Genomic DNA, 26,560 nt, shown 5'->3' with positions numbered 1-26,560 from the left:
ATCCTGAAATACGTGGCTAAGGCAGTGATAAATCCTGCCTATTCTGTATTTACAGTAGACCTCACTTATCACCCGTACAGCTGAGTTAAAAACAGACAAAACAGTTACAAAGCAAACTATCTATTTTGGTAGTTATATCTGCCAGCTGTGACTACTGTGCTGCTTGCGCAAGATGGAAAATAGCCCCATCACACACGCAACGTACCGCCACAAGCGGAAGGAAGTCACCATGGAACGTACCCTCAGTTCCGATCTGCTGTTCCAGTCCAACCAAAGCCGCCCTGCCAGTGCCCTGCCGCTGCGCGTACTGGCCACCCTGCTGCTGTGGCAGCGTCGCATCGTCAGCCGTCGCCAACTCGCGCGTCTGGATGCTCGCCTGCTGGCCGACGCTGGTATCAGCGAAGCACAACGCCAAGCCGAGCTGAGCCGTCCGTTCTGGCGTTAAGCCTGACCTCGCGGTACCTCACGAAACCCGCTGTCATAGTCTGCCAGCGGGTTTCTGCGTTTCTACTCGGCAGAAATCCTGTAACGTCAACAGCGGCCTGCACGCCGCGCCCGGGGCCAGGCGCCTCTGGCTTAAACAGGATGCCGATATGACCCTTCGTTTTTTCGCTGCCGCGACACTGCTGAGCCTTGCCAGTGCTGCCAGCGCCAGCAGTTTCATCGCCACCACAGACACCGTGGGTGGCGCCCTGGCCGCCAGCGCAGAAGCAAGCTCGGACGCCAGCTCCTCCCTGCGCGAGAGCAAGGTCGTGCTCGCCGCTCGTGATGATGCTGCCAGCTTCGTCGCCACTGCCGGCAGCCTGCGCGGGGCGCGCCTGGAAGCGGCGCTGCAGCATCTGCGTCAGGCGGCACCCAGCCTGACCAGCGCCAGCGATCTGCAACTGGCCCAGGCCATTCTCAGCCGTTAAACCTACGCCTGAGCGCCCCCGACAGACCGGGCGTAACTAGCCGTCCACAGCGCATTCCGCTAGCCTTGCGCCGGCACACGCCCGACCCGTGCCGCCCACGCGCAGCTGGCGCCGACCGGCCGGAACTGCGGCCCGATTTTCTCGTCCAACCCTGACTTTTGTTTTTGGAGTTCGCACATGCACCGCTCATTGCTCGCCGCCACGGCCGCTCTCGCTTTTATGGCAGGCAGCGCCCAGGCCCAAACGCTGGTCGCCACCAGCAATATCATCGTGCGTGCCATCGACCGCACCATCAACTTCAGCTCGGACACCACCACCTCGATCCGCGACTCCAAGGTCGTGCTCGCGGCCCGCGATGACGCCGCCAGCTTTGTCGCCAGTGAAGGCGATATCCGCGGTGCGCAACTGGAAGCAGCGCTGCTGGCAATCCGCGCCGAAGTCCCCGAAGCCCGTCAGGCTTCCGACCTGGTACTGGCCGAAGCCATACTCGCGCTGTGAGATTCGCCCGCGCCTGGCTGCTGCTGACCACGCTGTGCCTGAGCAGCATCAGCCAGGCCGCGCTGCACTTGCAGCTCGACGGCGAGTCGCTGAGCACGGCGCAGCGTCAAGCCAGCCAGACGCTGCTCGACGAAGCCATGGCGGCCTTGCCGCCGCGCCTTATCAGCCAGCTAGACCGAACCGTCGCGGTGCGCTGGCGCGATCTACCCGAAACGATTTATGGCCAGGCCGGGCGCTTTACCGGCATTGATCTGAATGCCGGCCTGCTGGTGGCGCTGACCGATGGCAGCGCCGCGCAAACCCAGACCCAGCGCAGCCACGGCACCGTACGCCAGGAGTTGCTGGCCACGGTGCTGCACGAGCTGACCCACCTCTACGACCGTGGCCAATACTGGCGCGCAAGCGAGCGTCAGGCCCTGCAGCGCTGCCGCCAACGCGCCAGCAGCCTGGGCGATGTCGGCCTGCCCGAGGATTGCCGCGGGCAAACCGAACGCCGCTTTACCCTCAGTGATGATCCACGCCTGCTCGACCTGGCAGGCTGGCCGCAGCAGGTCGGCCGCCGCGGTGAGCGCGAGCAGACCAACCACCAGGTTGCGCGCACGCCAGACCCATACGAGCTGAGCAACCCGCGCGAGTTCGTCGCGGTGAATATGGAGTACTTCCTCCTCGACCCCGGCTACGCTTGCCGCCGCCCCTCGCTGGTACGCTACCTGAGCGAACACTTCGGCAGTGTCGACACGCCCTGGCAGCCGGCGCAACAAGCGACCTGCGCCGAAGGCTACGCCTACCTCAACGCCGGCCGGGATTTCGCCCGCTCGCCCCTGGGTAGCATCGACCCCGAACGCGTCTACCAGATCGACTACCTGCTGGCCGAGGCCAACCAGGCCTGGGCCAGCCGCTGGGGCCACAGCATGCTGCGCCTGGTTATCTGCGCCCCGGGACGGCCGCGCGGTCCGGACTGCCGGCTCGATCTTGACGAACACCTGGTACTGTCCTACCGCGCCTTTGTCGGCGATGTGCAGCTGTCCAGCTGGGACGGTTTGACGGGAGCCTACCCGTCGCGCCTGTTCGTTCTACCGCTGGAGCAGGTGATCGAGGAATACACCAAGGTCGAACTGCGCAGCCTGGCGTCCATCCCCCTGACCCTGGACCGGCCGCAACTTGAGCAGTTGGTGGCCCGCGCCGCCGAGCAGCACTGGAGTTACGACGGCGACTACTTCTTCGTCTCCAACAACTGCGCAGTGGAAACCCTGAAACTGTTGCGCAGTGGCAGTCAGCACCCGCAGCTGCAGGCCCTCGACAGCATCCTGCCCAATGGCTTGCTCGACAGTCTGGCGGCTCGCGGTCTGGCCGACCGCAGCGTGCTTGATGACGCCGCCGAAGCCCGGCGCCTGGGCTACCGCTTCGACTCCTTCCGTGACCGTTACGAAGCCATGTTCAAGGTGCTCAGCCAACGCCTGCCGATCCCGCAAACCAGTGTCGACAGCTGGCTGGACCAGCCCGCCAGCGCGCGCCAACCCTGGTTCGCCCAGGCCGACCTACGCGCCAGCGCCGCCCTGCTGCTGCTCGAACAGGCAGCGTTGCGCCGGCAACTGCTGCTGGCCCAGGACGAGTTGAAACGCCGCTATCTAACCGGCCGCGCCGCCCAGGATCCAACCCTGAACAAAGCCGGCGGCGCGCTGGAGCAGATTCTTGCCAACAGCGGCTTTCTCAGCCGCCCGGCAGAACTCCTCGAAGGCGGCTACGGCCTGCCGCAGAGCGCCGAATGGCAGCGCCTGGAGCACGAAAGCCAGGTGCGCCAACAGCAACTGCGCCAGCTCAACGACGACCTCGACCAGGAAGTGCGCAGCCTTCTGGAGCCACAGCGCCTGGCCGAGCTGGAGGCCAGCGAAGCCAACCTGGCCGCGCTCGGCGAACACCTGCGCACCCTGCACAAGGCCAGTGGTGGGGTGCAGTTGCCCTGAGCGGCGGCAGGCGAAACCCGGATTACGCTGGGCTAACCCAGGCTACGGGCTAGTGTCGTATCAAGCATCAAATACCGGTCAATTCCATGCCCGTGGGAGGGGCCGGGCGGCGCTCAGCTCTAGCCGCGGCGCTTTCAAGATCTATCGCGAATAAATTTGCTCCTGCAGAGAGCGACAGATGATTCGTGTTGCGACACTAGTCGATCACTTCCTGCTGCTCTTGCGGCAAATGATCGTCGAGGTCGAGCCAAGGCAGACGGCTTTGCACCCAGATATGCCGATCCGGTACCGCGCGGTCGGGCTCATCGAGAGTGGCCACGGTCACATCCAGCGTGGCAGGACTCAGCGTGGTGGCGAGCGCCAGGTGCGCGCCGCAAGTCGGGCAGAAGTAGCGCGTACAGGTCGCGGATGAAGCGTAGGCCTGGGGCGTACCGCGCAGCCACTGAAATGCCGTGGCCGGGACGGTGATCCAGGTGGTGACAATGCCGCCGGTGCTGCGCCGGCAAATGCTGCAGTGGCAGTGCGCGATGTCCTGCAAGGGAGCCTGGAAGCGGTAACGCAAGGCGCCACATTGGCAACCACCGTCATGCTGTTCTGTCATACCACCTCCCGGAGTGTCGCGGCACTCATCAAATGTCGGCCAATTCCCGCGCGTGGGAGGGGCCGGGCAGCGCTCCACTTTAGCCGCGAATTTTTCAGCGCTTTCAAGATATATCGCGAATGAATTCGCTCCTACAGCTCCTATAGAACGCGACAAATGCTTCGTGTTGCGCCACTAGAGTGACTAACGCCAACCTTGCACCCAGGCCGGGCGCTGCGCAAGATAGCCGCCTACCACCACCGGGGGCTCCTGTGATTGATCTGTTGCTGGCCTTGTGGCCATTGTTCGCCCTGATCGTGGCCGGCTACTACCTGCGCCGCTGGGCGTTTCCCAACGAGGCGTTCTGGCCAGGTGCCGAGCGCATCAACTATTTCATTCTGTTCCCGGCGCTGCTGTTTTCCAGTCTGGCCCGCGCCCCGCTGGACAACCCGGCGCTGCCGCGTCTGGCGCTGGCGGTGCTGCTTGGCTTGGGCATCGCCTGGCTGGCGTTGCTGCTGGTGCGCCGCCTGCGCGGCTGGCCAGCAAGCCGCTTTGGCGCGTTCAGCCAAGGTATTTTGCGTTTCAACACTTACCTGGGCCTGGCCGCGGTCGGCAGTCTGTTTGGCCAGGAGGGGTTAACTCTGGCCGCGCTGATGCTGGCGCTGATGGTGCCAACGGTAAACGTGCTGTCTGTCTGGTCGCTGACCGCCGAGCGCGGCGTCAGCGCGCGCAGCCTGCTGCTGCCAATCATCAAGAATCCGCTGATTCTTGCCTGCTTGGGCGGCGCGCTGGTCAACCTCAGCGGCATCGGCCTGCCCGGCGGCACGGATCGCCTGCTTGGCCTGCTCGCCGCCGCCAGCCTGCCCTTGGGCCTGCTGTGCGTGGGTGCAGCCTTGAAACCGGAGGAGCTCGGCGGCGAAGTGCCAGCTCTGGCCTGGAACAGCCTCCTGCGCCTGCTGGCCATGCCGTTGCTCGCCTGGAGTGTGGCCTGGGCGCTGCAGCTGCCGCCGATGGAAAGTGTCGTGCTGGTGCTGTTCTTCGCCCTGCCCACCGCGCCCACGGCTTACGTGCTGACGCGCCAGTTGGGCGGTGACAGCCAACTGATGGCCGGCATCATTACCCTGCAAACCCTGCTGGCGGCGGCCAGCCTGGCGCTGATTCTGCTGCTGGTACAAGCCGCTTAGCGCGAAGTCTGGTGGGCTATCCACGATGGCCCGCGCTCGCTCATTACACCCCAACATACCCCGTAACAATAATTACGCAGCGACAGCTTGCTGAAAGCTTGCCCCTCTAGTGTGCGCACAACGCCGGCACTCGACCGGTATGCCGATGCTCCGCCTCGGCCAATCCCGATAACAACAACATGGTGATTGTCATGCGCTTTGCAAACCGCTGTGCCGCCCCTGTACCTGCTCTCCAACCGCTGATGGCCTCGCGCTGATCCCCAGCTCACGCCGCGCTTTCTGGAGACTGCCCCATGCTGACCTTCCTTGGCTTTGCCATGGTCATGACCTTCATGTACCTGATCATGAGCAAGCGCCTTTCCGCGCTGATTGCCTTGATCATCGTACCCATCGTCTTCGCCCTGCTCGGGGGTTTTGCCGCCGGCATCGGCCCGATGATGCTCGAAGGCATCGGTAAGCTTGCCCCCACGGGGGTGATGCTGATGTTCGCCATCCTCTATTTCGCCCTGATGATCGACTCCGGCCTGTTCGACCCGGCCGTGCGCAAGATCCTCAAGCTGGTCAAGGGCGACCCGTTGAAGGTCTCGGTGGGCACAGCAGCCCTGGCCTTGATCGTGTCGCTCGACGGTGACGGCGCCACCACCTACATGATCTGCGTGGCGGCCATGTTGCCGCTGTACAGCCGCCTGGGCATGAGCCCACTGATCATGGCCGGGCTGATCATCCTCGCCGGCGGGATCATGAACATGACGCCCTGGGGTGGCCCGACCGCCCGTGCAGCCAGTGCGCTGCATGTCGACCCCTCGGACATCTTCGTGCCGATGATCCCGGCCATGATCGCCGGCTGCATTGCTCTGTTCGCAGTCGCCTGGGTCTATGGCAAACGAGAGCGGGCACGCCTGGGCGTGCTGCAGTTGCCAGATGACCAGGCCAACCACGACGACATCAGTGTTTCGCAGTTCCCCGAGGCGCGGCGGCCCAAACTGCTGTGGATCAACGGCGCGCTGACCGCGACCTTGATGGCCACGCTGATCGCCGGCCTGCTGCCGCTGCCTGTGCTGTTCATGATCGCCTTCAGCATCGCCATGGTGATCAACTACCCCTGCCTGCAGCAGCAGAAGGAGCGCATCGCGGCCCACGCCGGCAACGTCCTGGCGGTGGTCGGGCTGATCTTCGCCGCCGGCATCTTTACCGGCATTCTCTCCGGTACCGGCATGGTCGAGGCCATGTCAAAAAGCCTGCTGGCGGTCATTCCGCCGGAGCTTGGCCCCTACATGGCGGTGATCACTGCCGTGGTCAGCATGCCGTTCACCTTTTTCATGTCCAACGACGCCTTCTACTACGGTGTGCTGCCTGTGTTGACCGAAGCGGCCAGCCACTATGGCATCAGCCCGGTGGAAATGGCGCGGGCCTCCATCGTCGGACAGCCGGTGCACCTGCTCAGCCCCCTAGTGCCCTCTACCTATCTGCTGGTGGGCCTGGCCAAAATCGAGTTCGGCGACCATCAGCGCTTCACATTGAAGTGGGCGATCATGATCTGCCTGTGTATTCTGCTCGCCGCTTTGTTACTGGGTGTGTTTCCGCTGTTTGGCCACCCTTGAGCCACGCCTGGACATTATTGAGGAAGCCGGCAGTGCGCCGGTTTCTGCACGCTATTACCCACGCAAGACATTCGCGAGGAAACCGCATCATGGAGTGGCTGAGCAGCCCGGAAATCTGGGTCGCCTTCTTGACCCTGACCGCCCTGGAGATCGTCCTGGGTATCGACAACATCATCATGATCGCCATCCTGGTGGGGCGTATGCCGCCGCACATGCAGGCGCGCACGCGCTTTTTCGGCCTGGCCCTGGCGATGGTCACACGCATTGGCCTGCTGCTGTCGATCAGCTGGATCATGCAGCTGACCAATGATCTGTTCCAGGTGCTGGGCCAAGGCATCTCTGGGCGCGACCTGATTCTGTTCTTCGGCGGGCTGTTCCTGCTGTGGAAGAGTAGCAGCGAGATCTACCACGGCCTCGAAGGTGAAGACGAAAGCGAGCAGAGCGCAACAGGCGCAGCCGGGCGTCACTTCATCGGCACCATCATCCAGATCGCCATCATCGACATCGTCTTCTCCCTAGACTCGGTGATCACCGCGGTGGGCATGGTTGACCACGTACCGGTGATGGTCGCCGCGATCATCGTCGCCGTACTGGTGATGATGCTGGCTGCCGGCACCATCAGCGATTTCATCGACAAACACCCGTCGCTGAAAATGCTCGCGCTGTCGTTCCTCATCGTGGTCGGCACCGTGCTGATCGCCGAAGCTTTCGATGTGCACGTGCCCAAGGGCTACGTCTACTTCGCCATGGCCTTCTCGCTGGCGGTCGAAGCGATCAACATCAAGATGCGCACCGCTCGCCGCAATAAAGACGTCGAGCCGGTCAAGCTGCGCAAGGATGTGCCGGGGCAGTAACAGATCCGGCATACGACAACGGGGCCTGCGGGCCCCGTTGTCGTTTCTGCGTGGTCAGAACAGGCTCAGTTGATCCTGCGCCGTAGTGACATTAGCGGTTGGCGGCGGTGCATTCGGCGCAGCCTGCGCCAAACGCTCCGCCAAACCCGCCGCACGCTCGGCGCGGGTGGCCACGGCATCGGCCAGGCGTGCCGGCAAGGCCCAGACCTCGACCAGCTGCTTGGCCCGGGTAATCCCGGTGTAGAGCAGGCTGCGGCTGAGCAACGGGCTGGGTTGCTCGGGCAGCACCAGCAGCACCTCACGAAACTCCGAGCCCTGGCTTTTGTGCACGGTCATGGCGAAAGCCGTGTCGTGGCTGGGCAGCCGCGCCGGGGCGAACGGCCGGTAGCCGTCTTCGCCCTCAAAGAACACCCGCAGGCCGTACTCGGTGTGCAGGCACAGGCCGACATCGCCATTGAACAGGCCCAGGGCATAGTCGTTCTGCCGCACCATCACCGGCCGGCCGACATACCAGCGCTCGCGGCTGGCCACCTGGCTGCGCCGTTTGATCCGCGCCTCCAGCGCCTCGCTGATACCGGCCACGCCCCAGACGCCTTCGCGTTGTGCCGTCAGCGCGCGAAAACCATTGAACGCGGCAAAGGCGGCCTGCGGATCACCGGCTTTGGCGGCCTCGAGAAAGGCGCCGTAGCCCTGGTCCAGGCGCTCGAGCAGCTCGGCCGTAGTGGGCTGGGCATTCCAGCGCAGGTCGCTGCGCGGCTCCTTTAGCAGGCTCTGGGTGCCGGCGACGTCGCCGGCGTTGATCCGCCGCGCCAGCTCGCCGATGCCGCTGTCACCGGCAAAACGGTGGCTGTGGCTGAGCAGCACCACGGCATCGCCCAAACGTGAGGTCGGCGCGCTGACCGGCACGGCTTGGCCGGTCAGGCGCTGCAACTGTGCAGCGGCCTCGGCATCGAAGCCGCGGCCTTCGCAGAGTTCGGCAAACACCGCGCCGGCCTCCACGGCAGCCAGTTGGTCCTTGTCGCCGAGCAGGATCAGCCGCGCGTTCGGCGGCAAGGCATCGACCAGCTTGGCCATCAGCGCCAGGTCAACCATCGAGGCTTCATCGACCACCAGCACGTCCAGCGCCAGGGGGTTGCCGGCGTGGTGGCGCACCTGGGGGCTGTCACCACGGCTGCCGAGCAGGCGATGCAGGGTGCGCGCCTCCTCGGGTAACGCAGCCTTGATCGCCTCGCTTACCGGCAGGCTGGCCTTGGCCGCGCGAATCGCTTCGGCCATGCGCGCGGCGGCCTTGCCGGTGGGGGCAGCCAGGCCGATGGCCAGGGGCGTATCAGACTGCTCCAGCAGCGCGGCGAGCAGGCGCACCACGGTGGTGGTTTTGCCGGTGCCGGGGCCGCCGGAGATCACAGCCAGGCGTCGACGCACCGCTTGAGCGGCGGCTAAACGCTGCCAGTCCGGTTGTTGCTGGTTGAAAGCGAACAACCGGGTCAGGCTGTCGCTCAGGCGGGCCTCATCGACCTGTGGCCGGTCGGCCGCGCGCGCCAGCAGCTGCGCCGCCAGTTGCCGTTCGTAGGCCTGGTAGCGCGCCAGGTACAGGCGGCCGTGGTCGAGCAGCAACGGCGCGAAGCCGCCGTCTTCGGCAACCAGCGGCGAGGCCAATAATTGCGCCTGCCAAGCATCCAGCGCCGGCAGTGCAAACGGCAGCTCTGGCCAGGGACGACGCCCGGCCAAGCGCGCCAGGGGCAGGCATACGTCGCCCTGCTCCAGCGCCGCGCAGACCAGCGCCGCCGAGGCCAGCACCAGCGGCGTGGCCCCAGGGTCGAGGCGCTGCAGGCTGCCGACCAGGGCGCGCTCCAGCGGGCCGAGTGGCAGATCGGCAACCGTCATACATATCCCCCGTAGGGTGCGCCCTGCGCACCAAGATCAACCGCGATGGTGCGCGCGGCGCACCCTACGACGCGTGTTTGCAGCCTGTTCATACGCTGCCCTCGAACAGCGCGTCCAGCGCATCCAGCAGCTCATCGCCAGGGCGCGAGAAGTACACCCCAGCCGTGGGCATGCCGCGCAAGAATAGGTAATAGGCGCCTCCCAACTGGCTGCCGTCGAAGTCGACCAGACGCTGGCGCAAAAAGCGCCGCAGCGCCACCAGGTAGATCAGGTACTGCAGGTAATAGTGTTCGGCGGCCAGGGCCTGTTCCAGCCGCTGGCCGCCGTAGTAGCTGACATCCGGGCCAAGCCAGTTGGATTTATAGTCGGCGATGTACCAGCGCCCCTGGTGCTCGAACGTAAGGTCGATAAAGCCCTTGAGAAAGCCCTTTAGCTGGTCGAACTCCAGGCGTGCGGCGGCGTTGCGCATTGGCTCGGTCAAGCCATGGGCCGGATCGCAGAGAATCGCCCGCAGGCGCTGCACATCGAGGCCGGCCACCGGGAAGGTGAAGCCCAGTTCGGGCAGGCGCCGCGCGCCGCGCAGGCCGGCCAGGGTCAGGCCCTGACCATCGAGGTCGCTGTCGAGCACCTGCTGCAAGTGCTGCTGGGCGATGGCCGTCCAGTCGCTGCTGATACCGTGGCTGCTCAGCGCCGGCTCGACCAGCTCGGCCAGCGGGGCCTTGTCGCGCGCCCAGTCTTCAAGGATCGCATGCAGGCAGGTACCGGCCCGCGCGCCACGGGGAAAGGCGAAAAAACCACTGCCAGGCTCGCTGGCTGCCGGGATCACCAGGCCGTCGCGGTCGGGCGCCTCAACGTGCATGCCGGCGGCCAGGCCGGAGAAGCTGCCGATGCGCCAGGCGCTGTGCAGGCTGCGTTGCAGGCTGGCCAAGGGATTGGGCGCCGGGGCACGTTGCTCGCCGCTGGCGCTGGCCTCGTCCTGGCGCAGTACCTGCACCGCCATCTGCCCCTGGCTGCGGCTGACCAGTTGCTCAACTTCGCCACGCAGCCCTTGGGGGCTGAGGCTTTGCAGGTGGCCGCCGAGTTCACTCAGGGCGTCCGTACCGGGCAGCGTGCGGCCGTGTAGCAGCCAAGCCAGGGCGCTGCTGTGCAGGCCGCTGTCAGCCAGGCTGCCGTCCTTTTTCGGCTTGCAGTCCACCGGGCCCCAGTGCAGCCAGAGGCGATCACGGGCGCGGGTCAGGGCGACGTAGGCCAGACGCAGTTTCTCCGCAAAGCGTTCATGCCGCGCGCGTTCACGGTGCAGGTCGAACTGCTCGCCGCCAAGGTCGAGCAGCGGCGTACCGTCGTCGGCGTGACAGCTGATGTCCTCAAACTGACGCAACAGGGCGCCGTCCCACAGGTAGGGGCAGAACACCAGCGGGTACTCCAGGCCCTTGGAGGTGTGGATGGTGACGATCTGCACCCGCTCGGCATCGCTTTCCAGGCGCAGCAGAGCCTCTTCACCGTGGCTCTCGGCGCTGCGCTGGGCGTTGAACCAGCTCAGCAGTTGCTCCAGACCGGGGCGTTGCAGACTCTCGCTTTGCAGCAGCTCGGCCAGGTGCAGCAGGTTGGTCAGGCGGCGTTCGCCATCCACCAGCGCGAGCAGCCGCTGCGCCACCTGTTGCTCGTCGAGCCAGGCGCGGAAGGCGCGCATAAAGCCGTGCTGCTGCCACAGCTGGTGGTAACGCTCGGCCGCTTCGCGCTCGGCGTCCCAGGCCTGGGCGTTGTCCGTGCAGGCGGCGAGATCGGCCGCGCTGCGCCCGAGCAAACGGCTGGCCAGGGCATAGCGCAGGGCGCCTTCGCGGCCTGGCTCGGCGTAGGCAGCCAGCACCGCAGCCAGCTCCGCCGCCTCCTCGCTGTGCCAGACGTTTTCCTTGCCACGGCGCACACTGGGCACGCCGCGCGCGGCCAACTCGGCGGCGACCTCGGCAGCCTGGCGGTGGCTGGCCACCAGCACGGCGATGTCGCCGCCCTTGAGCGGCGTACGCGCATCTTCAGTGGCGAAGTAAGCTTCACCCTGGCTGCTGGCCACCAACAGGGCGGCGATGCGCCGGGCGGTATCCGGGGCGACCAAACTGCCGGCCTCGCCTTTGCCCAGGTAGTCATCGCCCAGCCAGACCAGCGCCAGGGGCGCATCCGTTTCATCGGCCACGGCGGGCAGCACCAGTTGCGCCCGGGCGCGGGTGCTGGCGCCCACCGGCGGGTAGTCCAGGCCCGGCTCGGCGAACGGCATCGGCCGGTCGAACATCTGGTTGAGCGCAGCGATCAGCTCCGGCGTGGAGCGGTGGTTGGTGGCCAGGCTGTATTGCCGGGCCGCCTCGTTGCGGGCCTTGAGGTAGGTGGCCAGGTCGGCGCCGCGGAAGGCATAGATCGCCTGCTTTGGGTCGCCGACAAAACACAGGTCGCCGGCCTGCGCGTAGATGCGCTGGAACACCTGGTACTGCACCGGGTCGGTGTCCTGAAATTCGTCGATCAGTGCCACCGGGTACTGCGCGCGCAGGGTCGCGGCCAGGTGCTCGCCGGCCTCGCCCTGCAACGCCTGCTGCAGGCGGTTGAGCAGGTCATCGAAGGCCAGCAGGCGCTGGGCGGCCTTGCGCGCCGGCAGCTGCGCATCGAGCTGGCCGATCAGCCGCACCTGCAGGTCGATCAGCCGTTGCTCGGCCTCGGGCTGCGCCGCATCCAGAGCATCGCAGAGCCCTTGCAGGGCATCGGCCAGCGGACTGTCCGGGACAGTACTGCCCTTTTTGCAGGCCTTGTTCAGGCCCTCACGAGACAGCCGGCGGTAGGCATCGGTCTTGCCGAATAGCGCCGCGGCGTCACTGAAATAGCCCTGCAACTCGACCTGCCAGGCGCCCAGTTTGGCGACATCGACCATATTGCTCTTGAAACCATCGAACGCCTTGAGCTGCTCCAGCCAGGCGCTGCTGTCGCGCTGCCAGAAGCTGTGAGCGTGTTGCCAGGCCGCTCGCAGCGCGCCCAGGTCGGAGCGAGCGCCGGGTTGCGGCTCGATACGCAGGTAGGGCTTGCCGAGGTGATTGCGCAGACGCTGACGCAGGCTCTGCGGGGTGATCTTCTGCTGCACCAGAAACGCCGCCCACTCAGGCTCGGCGCTGGCCAGCTCGTGACGCCAGAGGTCGGCGAGCAGCGCATCGATGATCTCGCGGTCATCATGGGTCAGCTCGTTGTCGAAATCGCCGCCGGCCTCGAACGCCGCATCCTGCAACGCACGCTGGCAGAAACCGTGGATGGTGAAGATCGCAGCTTCATCAAAGCCGTGCACCGCCAGTAACAACCGGCGGTGGCTGGCCGGGTCCGGGTACTGGGCGTGCAGCTCATTGAGCAGCGCATCCGCGCCGGGGCCTTGTTCATAGACCGCGAGCAGCTCGGCCAGGCGCAGGCGAATGCGCTCGCGCAGCTCCGCCGTGGCGGCGGTGGTAAAGGTGACCACTAGGATCTGCCCGACACTCAGCTGCTTTTCCAGCAACAGACGGGCATAGAGCGCGGTCAGCGTCCAGGTCTTGCCGGTGCCGGCACTGGCTTCGATCAGCGTGCGACCGGTAAAGCTGTCGTGCAGCAGGTTCAAGCCGGCGGTGCTCATGCGTCTTCCTCATCGCTGCCTTGCAGCGCATCCAGGGCCGGGCCGTAGAGCTGTTCGGCCAGTGCCTCGAAGCGTGCGTCGAGCGGTTCGCGGTCGCGCCAGGCCAGGGCGTTCCAGGGGTCCTGGCTTTCGCCGGTCATAAAGTCGTTGCCCTGCCACATCACCCGCGCCTCGCTGCGCGCGGCGTCGATCGGCTCTTTGCGGCCGGGGTGACGCCATTTGTGGGCGAAGCCGTGGCTGCATTTGGCGAACAGCGGCAGCGGTTCGCACAGCGCCTGCTGGTAGGCGTGCAGCCAGGGTTCGAGCAGCGCGCGGGCATCAGCCAGGGGGCCGAGGCGCCACTCGCTTTTCGGCGAGAGCAGGCGGCTGTCGCGGGCGATGCCCGGGGTGGCGGCGCAGTTGAGCAGCAGGTGGCGCAGCCAGAACGGTGCCAGCTCCCAGGCGCCGAGGTCGCGCAAGCGGTAGTCGAACAGGCCCTCGGCGGTGACGCCCTCCAACCAGCCGTGGATGCGTACGCCAGCCAGTTCGAGGTCGACCAGCAGCGGCTGCGCCGCCTCCGCCGGGCGCTCGTCGAGCAGGATCGGCGCGAACGCGCGGATCGGCCCACGAATGCGCCCCCAGTAGGCCTGGCCCAGCTCGCCGACCGGCAGCCAGCCCGAGGCAGCGGCCACCGCGCGCTCCTGCTGCTCGCTCCAACCCTGCTCGACGGCCTGGAGGGCCAGTTGGCGTAGGCCGTGCTGGCGGGTCCATTCGACGCTGAACGGCTCATCGCCGGCCAGGGCTTCATCGACCTCGGCCAGGCGCAGGCCCAGGCGCTGCTCCAGGAGAAAGCGCGCCGGGTGTTTGAAACAGTGGATGAGCTGGCTCGGCTCCAGGGTCAGCAACTGGTCATCGGCGCTCGCCAGCACGCCGGCAAAGGGCACGGGCGCAGCCACCGGCTCGCTCAGGCGCTGGGCGGCGCGGTGCCAGGAACCGGCAAAACCCAAGTGCTGGCCACCGGCGAAGTTGCCGGGGGCGAAGGGTTGCAGCGGGTGCTCGACGGTCAGTTGTACGCTGGCGCGCGAGGCATCGGCGCAGACGGCGGTCAGGTCGATTACGTCGAGCAGTTCGCTGACCAGCACCGAGGGCGGCAGCACCGCGTTGCTGCGCGGGTCGCGGCCGACGTAGCTGAGGTACAGGCCGCTGCGCGCCGAGAGGAGGATTTCCAGCAGCAGGTAGCGGTCGTCGAGGCGTCGGGCGCGGTCGCCGCGCCGGGGCTTGTGGCTGATCAGGTCGAAGCCGGCGGAAGGCGTGCGCCGTGGCAGGGCGCCGTCGTCCAGGCCGAGCAGGCAGACCTGGCGAAACGGCAGGCTGCGCATCGGCACCATGGTGCAGAACGTTACCGCGCCGGTCAAAAAGCCCGAGGCGGCGCTGCCTTGCTCCAGGGCCGTGGTCAGTTGCTGGCGCACCAGCGCCAGCTCGATCGGCCGCTCGATGCCGGCGGCGACACCCTGCTCGTGCAGCGCGGCGCAGGCCTTGGCCAGCAGCAACAGGGTGTCGCCGGCTTCCCGCTCATCAAACAACTGGTCGATCAGCTGTTGCAGGCTCTGCGCCCACTCTGCCAGCGGACGCGGCCTTTGCAGGCTCTGGGCCAGGCTGGCCAGGCGCTCGACGAAGGCGACCAAGCGCCCGAGCAATTGCGCGCGGCCGCCTTCCAGCGCATCCAGCGGCCAACTGGCGCCGAGCAAGGGCACCTGGTCACCGGCCAGCTGTGGCGGCGCGGCAAAGCCCAGCAACAGGCGGTCGAGGCCCTGGCGCCAGGTGAAGGCGTCGTCCGCCGGCAGGCCGAGCTGGCTACGGTGCGCAGCGTCGCGGCCCCAACGCACGCCGGCGTCGCGCAGCCAATCGCGCAGCAGCGGCAGGTCTTCAGCCTCGATACCGGCGCGGCGTGCCAGGGCTGGTTGTTCCAGCCAGGTCAGCAGCTCTTCGGCGGTAAAGCGGCTGTCGGGCAACGCCAGCAGGCCAAGGAAGGCTTCAAGCAGGGGGATTTCTGCGCGCAGGCTGCGGTCGGCCAGGCTGAAAGGGATGCGCGGCGCCGAGCTGCGCGGGGCGAACACGGCCTCGATATAGGGTGCATAGCGCTCGATATCCGGGGTCAGCACCACCACCTGGTCGGGCGTCAGGCTCGGGTCGGCGGCGAAGCGGGCGAGCAACTGGTCATGCAGGATTTCCACTTCACGCAGCGGCGAATGGGCGATGTGCAGCTCCAGCGAGCGGTCGTCGGCACGCAAGCGCAGGCGCTCTTCGGGCCGACGCGTGTGCAGGCGCAGGATGTCGTTTTGCAGGGCCTGGAGCAGGCTGCTGTCGTGCAGCGCGTCGTCCTCGGAGTACAGGCCGATCTCCTGGCTGCCTTCGGCCGAGGCCAGGCTGAACAGGCTGTCGAAGAAGTCCCGACCCTGTTTGCCGAGGCTGGCGAGCAGCGGGTGGCCGACGTCCAGGTACCAGTCGTCCGGGCTTAGCTCAGGTTGGCGCGCCAGCTCACGAATATCACGGATGTCGCCCCAGGCCTCGCGGCACGGGTTGAGGGCGAAGAGAAACACCTCGGTGTGCCGCGCCAGGCCTTCGAGCACCCGCAGGTGGTGGCTGGGCAGGCTGCTGATACCGAACACCACCAGTCGCTCGGGCAGGCCGGCGATGGGCGTGGCGTCGTGCAGGCGGCGCAGCAGGTCTTCTAACAGCCGCGCGCGGTGCGGGTGGCCGTCGCGGGTCAGCTCGCGCCAGAGCAGGGCCTGCCAGGCTTCGTCGGCGCCGAGGTCAAGCAGCTCGTTGCGCTCCCAGGCGGCCAGCCAGTCGTCGCGGTACAGCAGGTATTGGTCGAACACGTCGGCGATTTTCAGCGCCAGCGACAGCCGCCGGCGCTCATCGCCACCGTCCAGGTAATGCGCCAGGCGTGGCGTTTCGGCGAGGTGCTGCGGCTCGCACAGCCAGTCGTACAGGCGCCAGGCCAGGGTGCTGGGGGCGAAGGCCGACTGCTCGGGCAACTGGCCCAGGGCCAGGCGCGATAAATCCCAGACAAAGCGCGCCGGCAACTGCACCTCCAGTTGCATGGCAATGCCCTGCTTGCGCGCCAGCTCCAGGGTCAACCAGCGTCCCATACCCTGGCTCGGCACCACCACCAGCGCCGGGGCGAAGGGCTCGCGCAGCGGCTGGGCGAGCAGCGTGGTGGCCAGCTCGCCAAGGGTTTCCAGATCGGGGGCGTGGTAGAGGGTGAGCATCGGGGGCGGGGCGTCCGTGACGGCAAGGCGAACGCCTAGGGTACCCAGTCTGGCAGGCCAGGGCGACAGGCCATGTCGCTTGCATGACCGTCGCCTGCTGCTACCAGTTATGCCGGCTGATAATTCAGCGAGCGCTTGCTCGACTCCGGCAACGACAGACCACCGACCAGGGCCAGCACGGCGATGGCTATCAGGTAATAGGCCGGGGCCATACGCTGGCCGCTCAGCTCAATCAGCCAGGTGGCGATCAGCGGCGCGGTGCCGCCAAAAATGGTGTACGCCAGGTTGTAGGTAAAGGCCGAGGCGGTGTAGCGCACCCGCGTGGGGAACTGCTCGGACAGCAGCACGGCGGTGACCACGCCACAGGTCACCGCGCCCACCGCCAGCAACATCGCCCCCAGGGCCGAGGCCAGCAACTGACCCGAGCCGGCCAGCATAAATGCGGGGTACACCGCGAGAATCAGGCACAGGCAGGCGGTCAGGATGGTGCGCCTGCGCCCGACCCAATCCGAGTAACGGCCAACAAAGGGGCAGAGCGCGGCGGCAAACAGCAGCGCCATCAAACTGGCCAGCAGCGCGGTGGGTCGTGAAGCCCCGCCGACCACCTGCATGTAGGTGGTCAGGTAGGTGGTGAACATATAGAACGACAGTGCCGTGGCCGAGATAAACGCCGACAGGCAGACGATGGTCCGGCCATGGCTGCCCAGGGTTTCGCGCAACGGCGAGTGCTGGGCCAGGGGTCGCGCCGCCAGGGCGCGAAAGGCCGGCGACTCATCCAGGTGCAGGCGCATATACAGGCCGACCAAGCCCAGGGGCGCGGCGATCAGAAACGGCAGGCGCCAACCCCAGGCCTGCATCTGCGCCTCGCTGAGCAGCAACCCCAGGCCGAACACCAGCGCGGCGGCGCAGGCAAAAGCCATAAAGGTCGAGACCGGGACGAAGCTGCCATAACGCGCCTTGCGCTCGGTGGGTGCGTGCTCCATGACAAAGGCGCAGGCCCCGGCGTACTCACCGCCGGCGGAAAAGCCCTGGGCGCAACGTGCCAGGGCCAGCAGCAGCGGAGCGAACAGGCCGATTGAGGCATAGGTGGGCAGCAAACCGATCAGCGTGGTCGCCCCGGCCATCAGCAAGACGGTGAAGGCCAGCACGCGCTTGCGGCCGATGCGGTCGCCCAGAATGCCAAAGAAAATCCCACCCAGCGGTCGCAGGGCGAAGGACACGGCAAACACCGCAAAGGTCTGCAGCAGCGCCAGCGAGGCGTTGCCCGGCGGGAAGAACAGACTGGCGATGGTCACGGCGAGAAAGCCGTACACGGCAAAATCGAACCACTCGACGAAATTGCCGATGGCCGAGGCGGCGATTACCTTGCGCAGGGTGGCGGGGTCGACATTGGGGCTGTCGGCAAGGGCTGCTGTCATGGTTGGGGCGCTCCGGGTCCGTTGGGCTGTAGCCCTTACGCTAACCGGCGCGGGCCTGGCACGGCGGTGCTCGACGCGACCCCGGGCAAGCCCTGAGCGACAGCCATAAACGACAAAGGGCAGCCGAAGCTGCCCTTTGTCATGCGTCCCGCCGTTACGCGGTGGCTAGAGCGACGCGCGGCTGACGCCGACGCTGCAACCAGACCACCAGGACGAACAGGGCAAACCCCGGGAGCCACATCAGCTCCTTGGTCCAGCGCTCGGTGGGCGCACGCAGGCGGAGGATTTCCTGGTCAAACTCCAACCCGGCTTCGGCAGCGGGGCTGCCGAAGGTCACGCTGTCGATCAACAGCTTGCCGTTGTCCACGTAGGTCAACAGGCCGAGTTTCTCCAGGCGCTCCTCGCCACTGTCGCCATCCGGTACGGCGAGCAACAGGGAGAATTCACGGGGGTCGCCCACCGCGTTTTCGCCCATCACACGCAGACGCAGCTGGCTGCCGTCTTCGATCTCACCCAGGGCCTGAGTCAACTCAGTCGGGGCAATGTCGCGGTAGGGGTCGTGCAGCATGTCCATCCAGAACCCTGGGCGGAAAAGGGTGAAGGCCACCAGCAGCAGCACGGCACTTTCGTACCAGCGGCTGCGCACCAGGAAGTAACCCTGGGTGGCGGCGGCGAAAATCAGCATGGCGATGGTCGCCACAATGAAAATCAGCACGCCGTGCCAGAAGTCCACGTCGATCAACAGCAGGTCGGTGTTGAAGATAAACAGGAACGGCAGCACCGCAGTACGCAGGCTGTAGAAGAACGCCACGATGCCGGTCTTGATCGGGTCGCCCTTGGACACCGCCGCAGCGGCGAACGAGGCCAGACCGACTGGTGGCGTGACGTCGGCCATGATGCCGAAGTAGAAGACGAACAGATGCACCGCGATCAGCGGCACGATCAGGCCGTTCTGCTGACCCAGGGTCACCACCACCGGCGCCAGCAGGCTGGAGACCACGATGTAGTTGGCGGTGGTCGGCAGGCCCATGCCGAGAACCAGACTGAAGACCGCGATCAGCACCAGCATCAGCAGCAGGTTCCCCATCGACAGCAGCTCGACCAGGTCGGCCAGCACCAGACCAACGCCGGTCTGTGACACCGCGCCGACGATGATCCCGGCCGCCGCTGTGGCGATACCAATGCCGATCATATTGCGCGCGCCGGCAATCAGGCCTTCACGCAGGTCGATCACGCCGTCCTTGAAAGTGCCGTGCTCGTGGCTGCCGTCAGTGCGCATCCAGCTCAGCAGCGGGCGCTGAGTCAGCAGGATGATGATCAGCATCACGCTGCCCCAGAAGGCTGACAGGCCGGGCGACAGGCGCTCGATCATCAGGCACCAGACCAGCACCACCACCGGCAGCAAGAAGTGCAGGCCCGAGAGAAGAACCGCGCGAGTCTTGGGCAGGGTTTCCAGCGGTGCATTGGGGTCCTCTTCCGGCAGTGGCGGGACGCTGGCCGCTACCTTGAGCAGCGCCAGGTAGACCGCGGCCAGGATCAGGCCGATGCCCGGCAGAGCGAAGTCACCCAGTGCCGGCTTGAGCCAGCCCAGGCCGTAATACACCACCAGGGAAATCCCGGAGATCAGCGCAGCGCCAAAGGCAAAGCCGGTCAGACGACGCAGCCAGGGCTTGGGCTGATGCCCGCCGATGGGCTGCAGGCCGAGCTTGAGCGCTTCCAGGTGAACGATGTAGAGCAGCGCGATATAGGAAATCGCCGCCGGCAGGAACGCGTGCTTGATGATCTCGACATAGGGCATGCCGATGTATTCGACCATCAGGAACGCTGCCGCACCCATCACCGGCGGCATGATCTGGCCGTTGACCGAGGCCGCCACTTCCACCGCGCCGGCTCTCTCGGCCGAGAAACCGGTGCGCTTCATCATGGGGATGGTGAAGGTACCCGTGGTCACTACGTTGGCGATCGAGGAGCCGGAAATCATCCCGGTCAGGCCTGAGGCGAGTACTGCGGCTTTCGCTGGGCCACCGCGGAAGTGCCCAAGCATGCTGAACGCCAGCTGGATGAAATAGTGCCCGGCGCCCGCGCGTTCAAGCAGCGCACCGAACAGCACGAAGAGAAACACGAAGCTGGTGGACACGCCCAGGGCGATACCAAATACGCCCTCGGTGGTGATCCACTGGTGGTTGGCCATGGCATTGAAGCTCACCCCGCGATGGGCGAGCAGGCCAGGCATATAGGGACCGGCCAGGCTGTAGGCAATAAACAGCAGGGCGATGATCGCCAGGGGTGGGCCAAGGGCGCGGCGGGTGGCTTCGAGCAGCAGCGGAATACCGATACAGGCGGTGACCAGGTCAGCCGTGGTCAGGCTACCCGGGCGTAAGGCGAGCTGCTGGTAGCAGACAAACAGGTAGGCGGCACTGGCCGCAGCGATCAGGCCCAGGGCGATGTCGAGCAGCGGCACGCGGTCGCGCGGCGAGCTGCGCAGGGCCGGATAGGCGAGAAAGGCCAACAGCAGCGCAAAGGCCAAGTGAATGGCGCGGGTTTCGGTGTCGTTGAGCACACCAAAACCAAAAACAAAGGGCAGCGGCGAAGCAATCCACAACTGGAACAGCGACCAGAGCAGGGCCAGGCCGGTGATCACCAGGGCCATCGGGCCGAGCGGGCTGCGTGCACCGACATCCTGGGCGATCAGTTCTTCGGTGGACAGTGGCTTGTCATGCATGGGATGGAACCTGCATTCGAGTAATCGGAAAACAGCAAAACCCGCGGCCTTACGGCACGCGGGCTTGGTTCAAGCGTAGGTCAGGTCCGGCGACCGCGGACCCTGGAGCCGGCCTGGCATCGCCAAGGCCGGTCCGAATTACAGCCAGCCACGTTCCTTGTAGTAGCGCGCAGCGCCTTCATGCAGCGGTGCGGTGAGACCAACCTTGATCATGTCTTCTTCTTTCAGGTCAGCAAATGCAGGGTGCAGACGCTTGAAGCGATCGAGGTTGTCGAATACCGACTTGACCAGTTGGTAGACCACTTCCGGGTCGGCACTGGCGGAGGTGGACAGCACAGCCTTGCCACCAATCGACGGAGTCGGTGCATCGTTGCCTTTGTACAGGCCACCGGGGATGTCAGCCTTGGTGTAGTAGCTCTTCTCGGCCAGCAGCTTGTCGATGTCAGCACCGGTCACCGGTACCAGCACCGCGTCGGTGGTGGTGGTGGCTTCCTGGATGGCGCCGTTGGGGTGACCGACGAAGTAGGTCATCGCATCGATATTGTTGTCACCCAGAGCAGAAGCCTGCTCGGCGGGCTTGAGTTCAGCCGCCAGGGCAAACGCGGAACGCTCCCAGCCTTTGACAGCCATGATTTCTTCGAGGGTATCGCGCTGACCCGAACCCGGGTTACCGATGTTGACGCGCTTGCCCTTGAGGTCATCGAAGCTTTTGATGTTGGCATCGCGGCGGGCGAGGATGGTGAACACCTCGCTCTGCAGCGAGAAGACTGCACGGATGTCGCTCATTGCGCCTTCGGCGGCGAACGGCGCCACACCATTGAGCGCTTTGTACTGATGGTCGGACTGCATGATGCCGAAGTTGAATTCGCCACTGCGAATGCCATTGACGTTGGCCACACCGCCACCGCTGGCCGGGGCGTTGCACTTGATGCCGTGCTCAGCCGAGGCACGGTTGACGAAACGGCAGATGGACTGACCAGCCACGTAATAGACGCCGGTCTGACCGCCGGTGCCAATGGTGACGAATTTATCTTCGGCCTGTGCTGCGCCACTCAGGGTGATACCCGCGAGAGCAGCCGACAGGGCCCATGCCAAGGATTTGCCTTTCATGGGAAGTTTCCTTTTCTGGTTGTTGTTGATCCGCACGCACCTCGTGGGCCACGCACGGAGGCCTGAAAGTCTAACCGCTGGCGAGCGTTTTGCGTGATTCCTGGCCATAAAAGCCGCTGCACGGATGTAACCAGCCGTGCCAGACCCCGCCTGGCGCAGCTTTTGCGACTATGCCACGTGTGCTCGGCGCGAAGGCAGTGGCGCAGATAAACGGCGGCGAATGGCAACCGCATGCCATGCGCCGATGCAGTATCCTGCGCGCCGCCATTGATCAATCCGCGAGAGCCTCTTGAGCGCCCTGAGCCACTGCAAACACATCGTCCTGCGTCTGATTGCGCTGATCCAGCGGCATCCCGGTGCGGTTGCGGTATTTGGTTTCGTTTCCGGGGTCGGCAGTTTTCTGCTGGTCGATCGCCAGGCCGAACTGGCGCGGGTCCTCGCCGCCGTGATGCTGGTCAGTTGGTTGTGGCTGTTTCTCGAAAATGTCCTGCGCGAACGCATCGCCGCCTGGTTCGGTTTCGAGCTGCCGCCCCCGTTGCTGCGCTACGCGACGCAAATGATCCACCAGGAAAGCCTGTTCTTCGTCCTGCCGTTCTTCTTTATCACCACCACCTGGAACAGCGGCCAACTGCTGTTCAGCGGCCTGCTCGCCGGCGCTGCGCTGGTGTCGATCGTCGACCCACTGTATTACCGCTGGCTGGCGCCACGGCGCTGGCTGTACCTGGCGTACCACACCCTGGCGCTATTCGCCGTGCTGCTCACGGCCCTGCCAATCATCCTCAAACTGACCACACCGCAGAGCTACCAGCTGGCCCTGGGCGCTGCCGTGCTGCTGTCGTTTCCCAGCCTGCTCGGCCTGATTACCGTGCGCCGCTGGTGGCGTGGACTGTTGTTGATCGGCCTGACCCTGGCCCTGGGCGCCGGTGGCTGGCTGGCGCGCACCTGGGTGCCGCCCGCGACGCTGTGGCTGACCGAAGTGGCAGTGACGACTCAGTTCGACGACGCCAATCGCTCACCGGGCGAAGGCTTGCAGCAGGTCAGCAGCGAAGCGCTGCGCAGTACCGGGCTGTTCGCCTACACCGCGATCAACGCCCCGCGTGGTCTCGATGAGCGGATTTACCACGTCTGGCGGCACAACGGCCAGGAAGTGGATCGGATCGCTCTGGACATCCACGGCGGGCGCAAGAATGGCTATCGCGCCTGGACCCACAAGCAGAACTTCCCCGCCGAGCCTGCCGGGCGCTGGCAGGTCCAGGTGCTCACCGAGGCCGGGCAGATGATTGGTGTGCTGCGCTTTCGAGTTGATTGAGGCCAAGGGTCTGTTGAGGTTTCGTCGCAAGCCGCGAACCAAGCGTCAACAAACCCTAAAGGCGAAAGCGTCGGGTCAGCTGAGCCAGATCATAACCCAGGGCCTGCAGGGCTTGGGTAGACTGGGCAATGCCCTGCTGCGCGGCAGTGTTTTCTTCGACAATCTGCGCCACACGCTCAACGTTCAGCGCCACCTCGTCGCTGGCCGCGCGCTGCTCCTTGAGCGACAACGCAATGCCTCCGGTCGCGACCTGGCTGTCGCGCAGTGCGTGTTTGATCCGCGCCATGGCCTCGCCCACCTGGCCCACCAACTGCAACCCTGAACCGACCCGTTCGCGCCCACTGGCCATGCTCTCGCGGGCCGTGCCCATGCCGGTCTGAATCGCCGAAACCAGGCTAACGATCTCCGTGGTCGACTGCGCGGTACGCGCTGCCAGGTTGCGCACCTCATCGGCGACCACGGCAAAACCTCGGCCCTGATCGCCCGCACGCGCGGCCTCGATAGCCGCGTTAAGGGCCAGCAGATTAGTCTGCTCAGCGATACCGCGGATCACACCAACAATGCTGGTAATAGTGGCCGACTGCGCAGCCAGGGCATCGATATCGCTCGCACTGTTTGCCACCATCTGGGCCACTTGCTCGATCTCGCGCAGGGCTTCGCCCATCACCTGCATCCCCGCCTCGCTGGCATCACCCGCCACCTGTGCCGTGCTGTCAGCCTGCTGGGCACTGTCGGCAATCTGCCCGATGCTCACGGACAATTGCTCCACGGCAGCGGCCATGCTGGAGGCGACAGCCGCCTGCTGATTGGCGCCAATGAGCACCTGATCGGCGGACGTCGCCAGTTGCAGTGCAGCCGTCTCGATCTGCTCGCTGCCGCCACTGATCTGCTGGATCATGCCGTGCAGGTTCTTGCGCATGGTTTCTACTGAACGTAATACGCCCGTCGGTTCACCCTGTTGCGCCGTAGCCGTCAGTTGCCCTTCGGCAACCATGCGAGCGCGCTGCTCCAGCTCGACCGGCTCGGCACCCAGTTGCCTGAGCAACTGCCGGCCAATCAGCCAAGCGAACAAGGCGCCACCACCCAGGGTTAGCAGTACCAACGAGAACACCAGTAGGCGATTAGATGCATACGTGGCCTGGCCCAGCTCGTACTGCCGACGTGCTTCGCCCAGTTGCACCTCGATCAATTCGGAAAACAGGCCGGAGAGCGGGTCAATAAGGGCATAGAGCTCATCGCGGACAAACCCATCGAGCAGCGCAGAATCGTTATTACGCAGGCTGGCCTTGAGACGCTGCAAGGGCTCCTGGGAGGCTGCCATCAGCGGCGTGATGCGCTCGATCAGGCGCTGCTCCTCGGTGATCAAATGTGTGGCCAGGTAAGCCTGCCAGATACGCTCAATATCGGCTTCAGCCTTTTCGATTTCACGCAATCCTTCGGCGTAGCTGAAGTTACCGTTGCGCGCCTTGTGACTGGCGTCGACCACCTGCACGGCATATAAGTCGGCGATTAGCTTCAAGTCGCGCAGGGGCACCACGCGATCCAGGTAGACGGTGTTGAGGCCAGCCACGGTGCTCTTCAAGCCGTAGAGACCGAATACCCCAATCACCAGGCAGCTCAGCAGCATGGTCATCGCCAGACTGATCAAACGCGCACGAACCGACCACATACCTATACCTCGGCCTTTAAACATACAACGATAGTACAGTTGTCGGCTGGAACCACTGCTGCTTGAGCAGCCACCTTCGGCATCGCAACTCAGCTTGCCCGTCAGGCGAAGAACCAGTAACACACCATAATAGCCGCCACCACGCCGGCAAACTCGGCGAGCAGGGCACAGCCCACCGCATGGCGGGCGCGCTGAATGCCCACGGCGCCGAAGTACACGGCCAGCACATAGAAGGTGGTTTCGGTGCTGCCCTGAATGGTCGCGGCGATCAGCGCCGGAAAGCTGTCGACACCCTGGGTCTGCATGGTTTCGATCAGCATCGCGCGGGCCGCACTGCCAGAGAAGGGTTTGACCAGAGCAGTTGGCAGTGCATCGACAAAGCGGGTGTCCCAGCCACCCCACTCGACCAGCCAGCGGATGCCATCGAGGCCGAATTCCAGAGCCCCGGAAGCACGCAGCACGCCGACCGCGCAGAGCATCGCCACCAGGTACGGCAGCAAGCTCTTGGCGACATCGAAGCCCTCTCGCGCACCTTCGATAAACTGCTCGTAGACCGGTACCCGCTTTACCGCGCCCAGCAGCAGAAATAGCAGGATGATGCCGAACAAGGTGAGGTTGCCGAGCAGCGAGGACAGCGCGCCCAGAGCCGTGGCCGACAGCCCGGCGAGCAGCGCCATAAAGCCGCCCAGGGCCAGCGCGCCGGGGATCAGATAGGCCAGTACCACCGGGTCCCACAGGCGCAGGCGCTGCATCAGCGCCACCGACAGCAGGCCGACCAGGGTCGAGGCGCTGGTCGCCAGGAGAATCGGCAGGAACACCAGGGTAGGGTCGGGCGCGCCCTGCTGGGCGCGGTACATGAAGATGGTCACCGGCAACAGGGTCAACGAGGATGCGTTGAGCACCAGAAAGAGGATCTGCGCGTTGCTCGCCGTGTTGCTGCTGGGGTTCAGCTCCTGCAGCGCACGCATTGCCTTGAGGCCAATGGGCGTGGCGGCGTTGTCCAATCCCAGGCCGTTGGCGGCGAAGTTCATGGTGATCAGCCCGAGCGCCGGGTGGCCCCGTGGCACTTCGGGCATCAGCCGCGCGAACAGTGGCCCGAGGGCCCGCGCCAAGGCATTCACCAATCCGGCCTGCTCGGCGATACGCAGCAGGCCCAGCCAGAGGGTCAGGGTACCGAACAGCAGCACCATCACCTCAACGGACAGCTTGGCCATGGCGAACAGGCTTTCCACCATGGCGCTGAACACGCCAGGGTCATCGCCTATTAGCCAGCGCGAAAAGCCGGCGATTGCCGCCACCACGAAAAAACTCAGCCACAGGCCGTTGAGCATGCATCACCTCCAGTCAATGCCGGGGATGATAACGTGCCAGAGGCGGTGAGGGGGTCTGAGGTCGTGCGCGATACGCCTCTGGATCAAGCGGCGCTAGTCGCTGTGCCAGACGCCTTAATACCAGGTGGGGTCGCGCTTGAGCGCTTCTTCGAGGATCGCCTGCTGGGTCTCGTCGGGCTCGCCAAACCAGCGTTTGTCGGCGTGTTGGCTAGGCGACTTGTCGGCTGGCAAACCGGCCGGCACCTGCACGTAAAGCGCATAGGCACTGTCCTTGTCCCAGCTGAAGGCGACATACAGACGCTTATCGCAGCGCTCGGTTTCGCACAGTTGGCCCACCAGATAGCGATCACCATCGTCTTCGACGGCGTTCATGGGCGTAGCCACGCCACTCAAGTTGAGCACCCATTCCGGCAGGCGGCTTTCGTGCTCGACCAGCGATTGCCAGGTTTCACGGTACTCAGCGTCGCTGGACAGTAATTCATTGAGGCGAAATTGCGCATCGGTATCCGCTACTGCAGGCACCGCCGCTGCCAGCATCAGCCCAGCGAACAGGCCTTTTAAGCCTTTGCACGGGGTCATGGCATTCTCCTTGTAACCGAAATCAGCGTAGCGCCCCTGGGGGCGCCGCGTGATGCCC

General features: G+C 65.4%; 18 protein-coding genes and 1 pseudogene. 8 read left to right on the top strand and 11 right to left on the bottom strand.

The window, feature by feature from the left end; translation table 11 throughout:
* The first annotated feature begins 229 nt into the window (after positions 1-229).
* From BMW49_RS22890 to BMW49_RS22875, 4 genes are all read left to right on the top strand, one after another.
* Complete coding sequence (locus BMW49_RS22890) at positions 230-445, top strand: DUF1127 domain-containing protein (protein WP_069521487.1); 216 nt, start codon at positions 230-232, stop codon at positions 443-445.
* A 148-nt stretch (positions 446-593) separates the two neighbouring features.
* The gene (locus tag BMW49_RS22885) at positions 594-911 is read left to right on the top strand and encodes a DUF2388 domain-containing protein (RefSeq protein WP_069521485.1); all 318 of its coding nucleotides are present in this window, start codon (positions 594-596) and stop codon (positions 909-911) included.
* Positions 912-1,088: 177 nt separating this feature from the next.
* Positions 1,089-1,409: a DUF2388 domain-containing protein gene (locus BMW49_RS22880; RefSeq protein WP_069521483.1), complete on the top strand. Its 321-nt coding sequence runs from the start codon at positions 1,089-1,091 to the stop codon at positions 1,407-1,409.
* Positions 1,406-3,373 carry a DUF7844 domain-containing protein gene (locus BMW49_RS22875; RefSeq protein WP_069521481.1) on the top strand — a complete coding sequence of 656 codons (1,968 nt, stop codon included), beginning with the start codon at positions 1,406-1,408 and terminating at the stop codon, positions 3,371-3,373. The genes BMW49_RS22880 and BMW49_RS22875 overlap by 4 nt, the downstream gene beginning before the upstream one ends.
* Before the next feature lie 196 nt (positions 3,374-3,569).
* Here the strand turns inward: BMW49_RS22875 and BMW49_RS22870 are convergent, their stop codons facing one another.
* On the bottom strand, positions 3,570-3,974 hold the full coding sequence (locus tag BMW49_RS22870; protein WP_069521478.1) for a GFA family protein: 405 nt from the start codon (positions 3,972-3,974) through the stop codon (positions 3,570-3,572).
* Between the two features lie 251 nt (positions 3,975-4,225).
* Between BMW49_RS22870 and BMW49_RS22865 the strand changes: the two genes are divergently transcribed.
* From BMW49_RS22865 to BMW49_RS22855, 3 genes are all read left to right on the top strand, one after another.
* A complete protein-coding gene (locus BMW49_RS22865; protein ID WP_069521476.1) occupies positions 4,226-5,137 on the top strand; it encodes an AEC family transporter in 912 nt (303 codons plus the stop codon).
* 293 nt (positions 5,138-5,430) lie between these two features.
* Positions 5,431-6,738, top strand: coding sequence for a CitMHS family transporter (locus tag BMW49_RS22860; RefSeq protein WP_069521474.1), 1,308 nt, complete (start codon positions 5,431-5,433; stop codon positions 6,736-6,738).
* A gap of 89 nt (positions 6,739-6,827) precedes the next feature.
* Positions 6,828-7,592, top strand: a complete 765-nt coding sequence (locus tag BMW49_RS22855) for a TerC family protein (protein WP_069521472.1) — start codon at positions 6,828-6,830, stop codon at positions 7,590-7,592.
* Between the two features lie 54 nt (positions 7,593-7,646).
* On the opposite strand, the gene recD is transcribed toward BMW49_RS22855, so the two are convergent.
* The 6 genes from recD to BMW49_RS22825 form a co-directional block, all read right to left on the bottom strand.
* Entirely contained in the window at positions 7,647-9,476 is a 1,830-nt protein-coding gene (gene recD, locus BMW49_RS22850; protein WP_069521470.1) for an exodeoxyribonuclease V subunit alpha, read from the bottom strand.
* 88 nt (positions 9,477-9,564) lie between these two features.
* Positions 9,565-13,110 (bottom strand): exodeoxyribonuclease V subunit beta, encoded by a 3,546-nt coding sequence (gene recB / locus BMW49_RS22845; protein ID WP_069521468.1) that lies wholly within the window; start codon positions 13,108-13,110, stop codon positions 9,565-9,567.
* On the bottom strand, positions 13,107-16,364 hold the full coding sequence (gene recC / locus BMW49_RS22840; protein WP_069521466.1) for an exodeoxyribonuclease V subunit gamma: 3,258 nt from the start codon (positions 16,362-16,364) through the stop codon (positions 13,107-13,109). The genes recB and recC overlap by 4 nt, the downstream gene beginning before the upstream one ends.
* Positions 16,365-16,471: 107 nt before the next feature.
* Positions 16,472-17,782 carry an MFS transporter gene (locus BMW49_RS22835; protein ID WP_069521463.1) on the bottom strand — a complete coding sequence of 437 codons (1,311 nt, stop codon included), beginning with the start codon at positions 17,780-17,782 and terminating at the stop codon, positions 16,472-16,474.
* Between the two features lie 154 nt (positions 17,783-17,936).
* Positions 17,937-20,504: a TRAP transporter permease gene (locus BMW49_RS22830; protein WP_069521461.1), complete on the bottom strand. Its 2,568-nt coding sequence runs from the start codon at positions 20,502-20,504 to the stop codon at positions 17,937-17,939.
* Positions 20,505-20,642: 138 nt separating this feature from the next.
* Entirely contained in the window at positions 20,643-21,614 is a 972-nt protein-coding gene (locus BMW49_RS22825; RefSeq protein WP_069521458.1) for a TAXI family TRAP transporter solute-binding subunit, read from the bottom strand.
* Between the two features lie 298 nt (positions 21,615-21,912).
* Here BMW49_RS22825 and BMW49_RS22820 point away from each other — a divergent pair, with 298 nt between their 5' ends.
* The gene (locus tag BMW49_RS22820) at positions 21,913-22,923 is read left to right on the top strand and encodes a DUF5924 family protein (RefSeq protein ID WP_069521500.1); all 1,011 of its coding nucleotides are present in this window, start codon (positions 21,913-21,915) and stop codon (positions 22,921-22,923) included.
* A gap of 55 nt (positions 22,924-22,978) precedes the next feature.
* On the opposite strand, the gene BMW49_RS25725 is transcribed toward BMW49_RS22820, so the two are convergent.
* From BMW49_RS25725 to BMW49_RS22805, 4 genes and pseudogenes are all read right to left on the bottom strand, one after another.
* Positions 22,979-23,587: a methyl-accepting chemotaxis protein gene (locus BMW49_RS25725; RefSeq protein WP_371850896.1), complete on the bottom strand. Its 609-nt coding sequence runs from the start codon at positions 23,585-23,587 to the stop codon at positions 22,979-22,981.
* Between the two features lie 477 nt (positions 23,588-24,064).
* Positions 24,065-24,592 (bottom strand): annotated as a pseudogene (locus BMW49_RS25720) (MCP four helix bundle domain-containing protein); the annotation flags it as partial.
* Between the two features lie 101 nt (positions 24,593-24,693).
* On the bottom strand, positions 24,694-25,923 hold the full coding sequence (locus tag BMW49_RS22810) for a nucleoside recognition domain-containing protein (RefSeq protein ID WP_069521454.1): 1,230 nt from the start codon (positions 25,921-25,923) through the stop codon (positions 24,694-24,696).
* A gap of 114 nt (positions 25,924-26,037) precedes the next feature.
* Complete coding sequence (locus BMW49_RS22805; protein ID WP_069521451.1) at positions 26,038-26,502, bottom strand: inhibitor of vertebrate lysozyme family protein; 465 nt, start codon at positions 26,500-26,502, stop codon at positions 26,038-26,040.
* Positions 26,503-26,560 lie beyond the last annotated feature (58 nt).

The organism is Pseudomonas cuatrocienegasensis (genome assembly GCF_900110925.1).
In the GTDB taxonomy this organism is placed as follows: domain Bacteria; phylum Pseudomonadota; class Gammaproteobacteria; order Pseudomonadales; family Pseudomonadaceae; genus Aquipseudomonas; species Aquipseudomonas cuatrocienegasensis.
Note: the sequence above shows the minus strand (reverse complement) of the source record. Positions and strands in the feature narration are given on the sequence as shown.